The following is a 6,278-nucleotide window of genomic DNA, read 5'->3' on the forward strand; positions in this document are numbered from 1 at the left end:
TAGACGGAACTCAGGCGGAAGGCTGCACCGCCGCGCCATCCTCCGCCGGGCGATGAATCGGCAAGGTCACGCGGAAGGTGGTGCCTTGGCCGGGCAGGCTGTCCACTTCGATGCGGCCGTGGTGCTTCTGCACGATGCCGTAAGAGAGGGAAAGCCCGAGGCCGGTGCCCTTGCCGACCGGCTTGGTCGTAAAGAAGGGCTCGAAGATGCGCGCCAGCGTGTCGGGCGGAATGCCTGAACCGTTGTCGGCTACCTCCAGCCAAACCTGCTCGCCTGCCGTACCCGTGCTGGTGCCCGTGCGGATGACGATGCGCCCGCGTGCATCACCCATCGCGTGGGCCGCGTTGACCACCAGGTTCATCACGACCTGGTTGAGCTGCGACGGCAGGCACTCGATGTCGGGAATGTCGCCGTACTCTTTGACGACATCGGCCTTGTACTTGATCTCGGCGGCGACGATGTTGAGCGTTGAATCGATGCCGCGGTGCAGGTTGGCCCATTGGAAATCCTGGGCCGAATCGACGTGCGAGAAGTCCTTCAAATCCTGCACGATCTGCCGAACCCGCTCAATGCCCTGCTTGGACTCGCGCATCAGCTCCGGGATGTCCTCCTTCAGGAACTCCAGCTCAACCTCCTCTCGCAGGCCGCGCAGCCGGTGGGCCACGTCCGGAGGGTTCACGCCCGGCTCAGCCTGTTCGTAGGCCGTCAGCATCTCGAACAGCTTGCCCAGGTAGCCTTCGAGCGTGCCGAAGTTCGAAAAGATGTAGCCGATGGGGTTGTTGATCTCGTGCGCGACCCCGGCGGCGAGCTGGCCGATCGACGCGAGCTTTTCGGACTGCACCAGCTGCCCCTGCAGGTGCTTGCGTTCGCCGATCTCCGCCTGCAGCGTCTGCATCGCCCGGGTGATCTCATGGGTGCGTTCGCGCACCGCTTCCTCAAGTGCATTGAGCTGGGCCGTCGCGTCCTGCGTCGTCTGCCACTTGGCCGTCAAGGTGCTGGCGAGTTGGTGCACCTCGATCGCGTCAAACGGCTTCTTCAGGATCAGCAGCCGGTCGCGCGCTTCCAGGCGCGTCAGCACGTCGTCCCACGAGTGGTCGGTGAAGGCGGTGCAGATCACTACTTGCAGACGAGCGTCGACCTGCCACAAGCGCTCGATCGTCTCCACGCCGTCCCATCCGGGCGGCATGCGCATGTCGACGAACGCCATCGCATAGGGCTGGCCGGCGAGCAACGAAGCCTCCACCTTGGCGAGCCCTTCCTGGCCTTGGTAGGCAGAGTCGATCTCGAACCTCAGGGCCGCGGCCTTCGGCTCGTCGCCGAACAGCGCCGCCTCGACCGCGTCAAGCTCGTCGTCTCGCGACGTGGCGGGCATGAGGATCTTGCGGAAATCCTCATGGATCGCCGGCATGTCGTCGACGAGCAGGATGCGCCGGTTCGTGGCGGTGTTCATCGTTGGCCTTCCGGGGCGTTGATCGGAATGTCGAGGGTGAATGTCGCGCCCTGGTCGACACCGTCGCTGTGCACGCGCAGGGTGCCGCCCATTTCCTGCGCGGCCAGCACGCAGCTGTGCAGGCCGAACCCGTGGCCGTTGCGCCGCGTCGTGAAACCGTGGGAGAAGACCCGCGTCAGGTTTTGTGTTTCGATGCCTTCGCCGTTGTCGGACACGTCGATGCGCAAGACGAGCGCAGGCGCGTCTCCGGCCAGCGCCGCGTTCAGCCGGATGCAGGGGCCCCGGTCCTGCAGGCTGTTCAGCGCCTGTTTCGCATTGCTGATCAGGTTCACCAGGATCTGCAGCATGCGGTGGCGGTCGAGCATCAGCGGGGGCAGTTCGGCCAGCGTCTTCACGACCTCGACCTTGTGCCGGGTCAACGCCCCGGCATTCATGCGCAGCGCGTCCTCCAGCAACTCGTTGACGTCGACCGGCTCCACCATGCGCGGCGCACCGGCATACGACTGCTGTGTGGCGATCACTTCCTTGATGTGGTCAACGCTCTTCACGAGGGCCGCGAGTTCCTCGGCCATCGCCACCTGTTCGGCGCGCAATGCCGGGGTCAGCTCGCGCAGATAAGTGGGCAGCAGCTTGCCGCGCGGGTCCTGTGTCAGGTAGTTGCCCAGATCGGCGGCGTGCTCGTCCATCAACGCGATGGCGCGTTCAAGGCCCTTGAGCTTGGAGTTGTGCAGCCGGTCGCCGACCATGCCCGCCGAGATATTGACGCTGTTGAGCACGTTGCCAACGTTGTGCAGCACGTTCGTCGCGATCTCGGCCATGCCGGCCAGGCGCGAGGCCTCGATCAGCTGCTTGTGGACGGTGGCGATCTCCAGCTCCGCCGCCTTCAGCTCGGAAATATCCTTGGTGATGCCGAAGGTTCCGATGATCTTGCCATCGGAGTCGCGCAGCGGCATCTTCGTCGTCAGGCCCCAGGAATCCGGCCGCCCGTCGATCCAGGTTTCCTTCTCGACCCTGCCGATCATCGGCGCGCCGGTGCGGATGATTTCCTGCTCGTCCTCGAACGCAGGGCGGGCATGCTCTTCGGAGAAGACATCGAAATCCGTTTTACCGATCAGCCCGTCGGCAGACGTCATGCCGAACTGCCGGGCCTGGTTGGCGCTGGACCTGATGAATCGGGACTCGAGGTCCTTGAAATAGATGTGATCGGGCGAGTTGTCCAGCAGCGCGCCGAGCAGTTCACGTTCGCGGGCCAGGATCTCCTCGGTCTGCTTGCGCTGGCTGATGTCGAACAGGACGCCCTGGCTGCCGACGGTCGTGGCGTCCGGCCCGAGCACCGCCGAGTGGATCACCTGAAAGCACTGGGCCGCCTTGCCAGCGCTGCTGGCCAAGGTTTCTTCCCGCTCGAACCGCCGGCCAGTCTGCATGATCAACGAATGATGGATCCCCGCCAACGCTGCGGTTTCCGCAGGCCACATCGAGGCGGGGTTGCCCGCCTCGCGGTGGGCGATTTCCGCGGCGGTGCAGCCCAGGATCTGCTCCGCCTGCATGGCCTTGCATTGGCAGAAGGCCTGATTCACGAAGATGAAGCGGCCTGCCGCGTCCATGCGAAAGATGCCCACCGGCAGCTGCTCGACCACCGGGACGGCATGGATCGGTAGTGCGGCGGGGATGGGCTGGCTTCGCATGGTCATGGCTTCGAAGTTGGCGGGACCGGCGCCAGCGGCGCGCAGGTTCAATGCAACGCAAGCGATGCGGCGCCGACTGGGCGTCGGTTCGAGCGGATTTTGGCGTGTTCGGCCCAAACCGGAACACACGGCGCGCTGCGAAGGCGCCAAGAAAACGTCAGCAAGACGCGGATTCCGCACGGCCGACGACATCGTGTCCGGTTTCGAGCCTGTGATGCGCAAGCGTCTCGCGTGCGGGCCGAGCGGCAAGAGATCAAGGCCACACGGCGAAGGCGAATGCATCAAAGCATCCCCGAGCAAGGCAAATGGCTTGTGAGGCCCTTTGCTCGGCCGACGTGCGCAGCCGCCAGCGATTCACCACAATCCGGCGCTTTCGGTTCTTCTTGAGGAGAGAAATCCCATGTTCAACCACATCATGGTCGGTACCAACGACATCGAGCGCAGCAAGCGCTTCTACGACGCGGTGCTCGCCGTGCTCGGCGCGCCGGAGGGCTTCCGCAACCCGGCGGCGTCGGGCCACCAGCGGGTGTTCTACCGCCACGCAGGCAACGCCTTCGGCATCAGCCAGCCCATCAACGGCGAGCCGGCATGCCATGCCAATGGCGGCACCATCGGCTTCAAGTGCGAATCGGCCGAGCAGGTGAAGGCCTTCCACGACGTGGCGGTGGCGCATGGCGGCGCGTCGATCGAAGAGCCGCCCGGCCTGCGCGACGGCTCCCTGGGGCCGATGCATCTGTCCTATGTGCGCGACCCGGACGGCAACAAGCTCTGCGCCATCCATCGCGTCGGGGCGGCCTGAACGCGGCCACGCGGGCTTGGGCTGACTTCACTGCGGCGAGCCCGCCTGACCACTGAATTTCAAACGCCTCTTCCGAAAATGGTTGCGCTATCACACAATGTGAACACCAACCAAACAGGAGACGCGCTTGAAGATCCTTTCCGCCACCTGCCTCGCCTGGGGCGTCGCATTCGCCGGCCTTGCCGCCGCTGCGCCGGCGTCCCCGCAGACGGAGGCCGACGCCCGGGCCCGCCAGATCGTCGCCAAGCTGACGCTGGACGAAAAGGTCGAGCAGCTGCTCAACGGCGCGCCGGCCATCCCCCGGCTGGGCATCCCCGCCTACAACTGGTGGACGGAGTCGCTGCACGGCGCCTTCGGGCCGGGCGCCACGACCAACTTCCCCCAGCCCGTCGGCCTGGCCGCCACCTTCAACGACGCGCTGATCCAGGACGTGGCCGCCGGCATCAGCACCGAGGTGCAGGCCGTCTACGCGCTGGGGCGCCACCAGCCCAACCCCAACCGCATCGGCGGCGCGCTGGACACCTGGTCGCCCAACATCAACATCTTCCGCGACCCGCGCTGGGGCCGTGGCCAGGAGACCTATGGCGAGGACCCCTTCCTGACCGGCACGCTGGCCAAGGCCTTCGTGCGCGGCATGCAGGGGCCGGACCCGGTGCGGCCGCGGGTGATCGCCAGCCCCAAGCACTTCGCCGTGCACAGCGGGCCGGAGTCCACCCGCCACACGGTGGACGTGTGGGTGTCGGCGCAGGACCTGGAGGACACCTATCTGCCGGCCTTCCGCGCCGCCATGGTGGACGCCCAGGCGGGGTCGATCATGTGCGCCTACAACCGCGTCAACGGCGAGCCGGCCTGCGCCAGCCAGAGCCTGCTGGTGAAGACGCTGCGCGAAGACTGGAAGTTCAGCGGCTACGTGGTGTCGGACTGTGATGCCGTCGTCGACATCAGCGCCCGCCACAAGTACGCGGCCAACGCCGCCGCCGGGGCTGCGGCGGCGCTGAAGGCCGGCATGGACAACGAGTGCAACGGGGCGACCCTGTCGCACACGCCGGGCCTGGGCGAGCCCTACAAGCAGGCGCTGCAGCGCGGCTACCTCCGCGAGGCCGACATCGACACGGCGCTGGTGCGCCTGTTCTCGGCGCGGGTGCGCAACGGCGACCTGCCCGGCCTGCCGGAACGCAGCTTCCCGAAGGGCGAGGCGATCAACTCGCCCGAGCACCGCGCGCTGGCGCTGCGCGCCGCCGTGGAGAGCCTGGTGCTGCTGAAGAACGACGGCGCGCTGCCGTTGCAGGCCGCAGCGCGCATTGCCGTCGTCGGCCCGCTGGCCGATGCGCGGCGCGTGATGCGCGGCAACTATTCGTCGGCGCAGACCGGGCCAACGCAAACGGTGTTCGAAGGCCTGAGCCAGCAGTTCGGTGCTGCGCAGGTGAGCCTGGTGCCGTTCGGGCCGTCGATCACCGACGGCGACCCGGTGCCCGCGAGCACCCTCGTCGCGCCGGACGGCAGCCCCGGCCTGCGCGCCAGCTACTTCAACCTCGAACCGGGCTCGCCCCAGGAGTTCGGCAAGCGCCGCTTCCAGGCCATGCCCTTCGCCAGCCATGTCGTGTCGCAGCCCGAACCGAAGGCGCGCGACTTCGCCGAAGCCGGCGAGGTGACGCGCGCGGTCTTCACCGGCTTCTTCGTCGCGCCGCAGACGGGCAGCTACCGGCTCGGCATTGCCGGGCTCAAGGGGCATGTGCGCGTCAACGGCCGCGACGTGCTCCTGGCCAGGCGCCCCACGCGCTGGGCCGAGCCCGTGGCGCTGACGCAGGTGGACCTGAAGAAGGGCGAGAAATACGCGCTGCAGTTCGAGACCGAGTCGAGCGCCGGCGCCCCGCCCGGCATGATCTGGAAACGCGTGTCACGCCAGCCGCTGGCGGACCTGCGTGCCGGCGCGAAGGCGGCTGACGTGGTGGTGGCCGTCGTGGGCCTGACATCCGACCTCGAAGGCGAGGAGATGCCCGTCAAGATCGACGGCTTCACGGGCGGTGACCGCACCGGGCTCGACCTGCCGGCCGACCAGCGCGCCTACCTGCAGGCTGTGGCCGCCCTCGGCAAGCCCGTCATCGTCGTGAACCTCAGCGGCAGCGCCATCGACCTGTCCTGGGCCAGGGAGCACGCCGCCGCCGTGCTGCAGGCCTGGTACCCGGGCGAGGGGGGCGGGCAGGCCGTCGCCCAGGTGCTGGCCGGCGTGGCCAACCCCGCCGGCCGCCTGCCGGTGACCTTCTACCGCAGCGCGGCCGACCTGCCGCCCTTCGACGACTACCGCATGGCCGGCCGCACCTACCGCTTCTTCAGCAAGCCGGTG

General features: G+C 67.5%; 4 protein-coding genes. 2 read left to right on the plus strand and 2 right to left on the minus strand.

Annotation, left to right across the window (positions count from 1 at the left end):
- Window positions 1-10: 10 nt before the first annotated feature.
- Window positions 11-1,450, minus strand: coding sequence for an ATP-binding protein (locus ABIS05_RS03575; RefSeq protein WP_348012735.1), 1,440 nt, complete (start codon window positions 1,448-1,450; stop codon window positions 11-13).
- Window positions 1,447-3,357 carry a PAS domain-containing protein gene (locus ABIS05_RS03580; RefSeq protein ID WP_348012736.1) on the minus strand — a complete coding sequence of 637 codons (1,911 nt, stop codon included), beginning with the start codon at window positions 3,355-3,357 and terminating at the stop codon, window positions 1,447-1,449. Before ABIS05_RS03580 ends, ABIS05_RS03575 begins: the two co-directional genes overlap by 4 nt.
- A 178-nt stretch (window positions 3,358-3,535) precedes the next feature.
- Here ABIS05_RS03580 and ABIS05_RS03585 point away from each other — a divergent pair, with 178 nt between their 5' ends.
- Together ABIS05_RS03585 and ABIS05_RS03590 are read left to right on the plus strand one after the other, a co-directional pair.
- The gene (locus tag ABIS05_RS03585; protein ID WP_348012737.1) at window positions 3,536-3,934 is read left to right on the plus strand and encodes a VOC family protein; all 399 of its coding nucleotides are present in this window, start codon (window positions 3,536-3,538) and stop codon (window positions 3,932-3,934) included.
- A gap of 127 nt (window positions 3,935-4,061) precedes the next feature.
- The coding region (locus tag ABIS05_RS03590) for a glycoside hydrolase family 3 C-terminal domain-containing protein (RefSeq protein ID WP_348012738.1) at window positions 4,062-6,278 on the plus strand (2,217 nt) is incomplete at its 3' end.

Source organism: Roseateles sp., assembly GCF_039929605.1.
In the GTDB taxonomy this organism is placed as follows: domain Bacteria; phylum Pseudomonadota; class Gammaproteobacteria; order Burkholderiales; family Burkholderiaceae_C; genus Pelomonas.

What these genes read in the sequence shown, in the direction of transcription:
- ABIS05_RS03585 (WP_348012737.1), top strand. Translation starts at nt 3,536, where the DNA reads ATGTTCAACCACATCATGGTCGGTACCAACGACATCGAGCGCAGCAAG.
- ABIS05_RS03575 (WP_348012735.1), bottom strand. Translation starts at nt 1,450, where the DNA reads ATGAACACCGCCACGAACCGGCGCATCCTGCTCGTCGACGACATGCCG.